At 28.9% G+C, this 2,620-nt stretch carries 5 protein-coding genes; all 5 read left to right on the top strand.

Annotated features, from left to right (window positions below; all coding sequences use genetic code 11):
- Positions 1–185 precede the first annotated feature (185 nt).
- The gene (locus tag QZ260_RS11765) at positions 186–1,265 is read left to right on the top strand and encodes a DNA replication/repair protein RecF (RefSeq protein ID WP_295986465.1); all 1,080 of its coding nucleotides are present in this window, start codon (positions 186–188) and stop codon (positions 1,263–1,265) included.
- A gap of 8 nt (positions 1,266–1,273) precedes the next feature.
- Complete coding sequence (locus QZ260_RS11760) at positions 1,274–1,570, top strand: DUF721 domain-containing protein (protein WP_295986463.1); 297 nt, start codon at positions 1,274–1,276, stop codon at positions 1,568–1,570.
- Positions 1,571–1,668: 98 nt separating this feature from the next.
- The gene (locus QZ260_RS11755) at positions 1,669–1,860 is read left to right on the top strand and encodes a cold-shock protein (protein ID WP_295986461.1); all 192 of its coding nucleotides are present in this window, start codon (positions 1,669–1,671) and stop codon (positions 1,858–1,860) included.
- 126 nt (positions 1,861–1,986) lie between these two features.
- Positions 1,987–2,178, top strand: a complete 192-nt coding sequence (locus tag QZ260_RS11750) for a cold shock domain-containing protein (RefSeq protein WP_072402704.1) — start codon at positions 1,987–1,989, stop codon at positions 2,176–2,178.
- Between the two features lie 109 nt (positions 2,179–2,287).
- Positions 2,288–2,479, top strand: a complete 192-nt coding sequence (locus QZ260_RS11745) for a cold shock domain-containing protein (RefSeq protein WP_034044446.1) — start codon at positions 2,288–2,290, stop codon at positions 2,477–2,479.
- Positions 2,480–2,620 lie beyond the last annotated feature (141 nt).

Genomic DNA, 2,620 nt, shown 5'->3' with positions numbered 1-2,620 from the left:
GAGTAGTTGTACTATTTTTCTATATAATTCTGTTTTTTAACAAAACGTTTAAACAAATTTTATAAATAGTGGCCATTGAATATATTTTTTCTTCAGAACTAAAAGGTTATTTATTTGATATTTTTCAATAATTTGCACTTCTCTTTAAGAGTTTACCTCCTAATTGCCTATAAGTTGCTTTTTGTATGATTTTAAAATCACTTTCTTTGCTCAATTATAAAAATTTCGATAGTAAATCGTTCATTTTTAATGATAAAATAAATTGTATTGTTGGAAATAATGGTATCGGAAAAACCAACGTACTCGATGCTATATATCATTTATCTTTCGGAAAAAGCTATTTTAACCCAGTAGCGACTCAAAACATAAAACACAACGAAGAATTTTTTGTCATTAATGGTAATTATGATAAAGATAACAAAACCGAAAAAGTAGGAATCAGCCTAAAACGAGGACAAAAAAAAGTGATTAAACGCAATGGAAAAGCTTATGAGAAATTTAGTGAGCATATTGGTTTTTTACCCTTGGTTATCATTTCTCCCGCAGATAGAGATTTAATTATAGAAGGCAGTAATACGAGAAGAAAGTTTATAGATAGTGTAATTTCACAAAGTGATAAAACCTATCTAAATCACCTGATTAATTACAATAAAATACTGGCACAACGTAATGCTTTATTGAAATATTTCGCACTCAATCACACTTTTAACAATGATACTTTAGAGGTTTATAACACTCAACTTACAGACTATGGGAAGCAAATATTTGAAAAACGAGATGCTTTTTTAAAAGTGTTTATCCCGATTTTTAAATCGCGTTACCTAGCTATTAGTAATGGTAATGAATCTGTTGATTTAATCTATGATAGCCATTTATTTGAAGACGACTTAACTACACTTTTACGAGCCTCGATAAATAAAGACAAAGCATTGCAGTATACAAGTGTTGGAATTCACAAAGATGATTTACATTTTAATATTGATGCGCATCCTATTAAGAAGTTTGGAAGTCAAGGGCAGCAAAAGTCTTTTTTAATAGCTTTAAAATTGGCACAGTTCGATTTTATAAAAGCACAAAGTGGCGTAAACCCAATTTTGCTGCTTGATGATATTTTTGATAAATTAGATGAACAACGTGTGGCACAAATCATTAAATTAGTGGATGATGAGAATTTCGGTCAACTATTTATTAGTGATACTCATGCTGAACGCACCGAAAATGCTGTAAAGCAAGTCCATCAATCTTATGAGGTTTTTAAATTATAATCTGAATCATGGCAAAACGCAACAACGAACATCTTAGTATTCAAGACGCTTTAAAAGAATTTGTAGAAACCAATAAACTTGAAAAAGGATTAAATAAAGTTAACGTTGCAGATGCTTGGGCAAAACTTATGGGTAATGGCGTTAACAACTACACAAACTCAGTAAGCTTAGAACGTGAAACCTTATATGTACAATTAAGTTCAAGTGTTTTAAGAGAAGAATTAAGCTACGGAAAAGAAAAAATAATTAATATGCTTAATGAAGAATTAGGCAAAATAATTATTAAAAAACTGATTTTAAGATAATTAGACAGTACCGATGTTACAAAAAATTAATCAAAAAAAATAAAATTTATTATTTTTTACATTATCTTTGCAACTTAAATTATTTTAATACACACAAGATGAGTAAAGGTACCGTAAAATTTTTCAATGATTCTAAAGGATTTGGATTCATTACTGAAGATGACAACAACAAAGAACATTTCGTACACATTTCTGGATTAATCGATGAAATTCGTGAAGGTGATGTTGTAGAATTCGATCTACAAGAAGGTAGAAAAGGATTAAACGCCGTAAACGTAAAAGTAGTCTAACGATATACTATTTAACAATTACAACTTAAAGTCTACCATTTATTTGATAGGCTTTTTTTGTTTTTAACGTTTTATAAATTAATTGCAGTATATTTGCAAAATATTAATTATTATAATACAAATACAATGAGTAAAGGTACCGTAAAATTTTTCAATGATTCTAAAGGATTTGGATTCATTACTGAAGATGACAACAACAAAGAACATTTCGTACACATTTCTGGATTAATCGATGAAATTCGTGAAGGTGATGCAGTAGAATTCGATTTACAAGAAGGTAAAAAAGGATTAAACGCCGTAAACGTAAAAGTAATCTAACGATATACTCTTAACAATTACAACTTAGAGCCTATCATTTATTTGGTAGGCTTTTTTTTGTGGCATAGACTTTGCTTAATACTATTTATAATAATTAAAATTTAATACAATGAGTAAAGGAACAGTAAAATTCTTCAACGATTCAAAAGGATTCGGATTTATAACTGAAGAAGGTTCAAACACAGAACATTTTGTTCACATTTCTGGATTAATAGACGAAATTCGCGAAGGCGATCTAGTTGAATTTGATTTAGAAGAAGGAAGAAAAGGCTTAAATGCCGTAAACGTAAAAGTAGTTTAGTAAAACATACAGTACTTTTTAAAACAAAAAAATCCCGCAATTTAATTGCGGGATTTTTGTTTTATAATTTTTGATTCCCATTTTCACAGGAATGACAAATTTCAAATGAATCTTATTGGCCATAGCCTATAAGTATTCGTT

Source organism: uncultured Algibacter sp. (assembly GCF_905480415.1).
GTDB lineage: Bacteria > Bacteroidota > Bacteroidia > Flavobacteriales > Flavobacteriaceae > Algibacter_B.
Note: the sequence above shows the minus strand (reverse complement) of the source record. Positions and strands in the feature narration are given on the sequence as shown.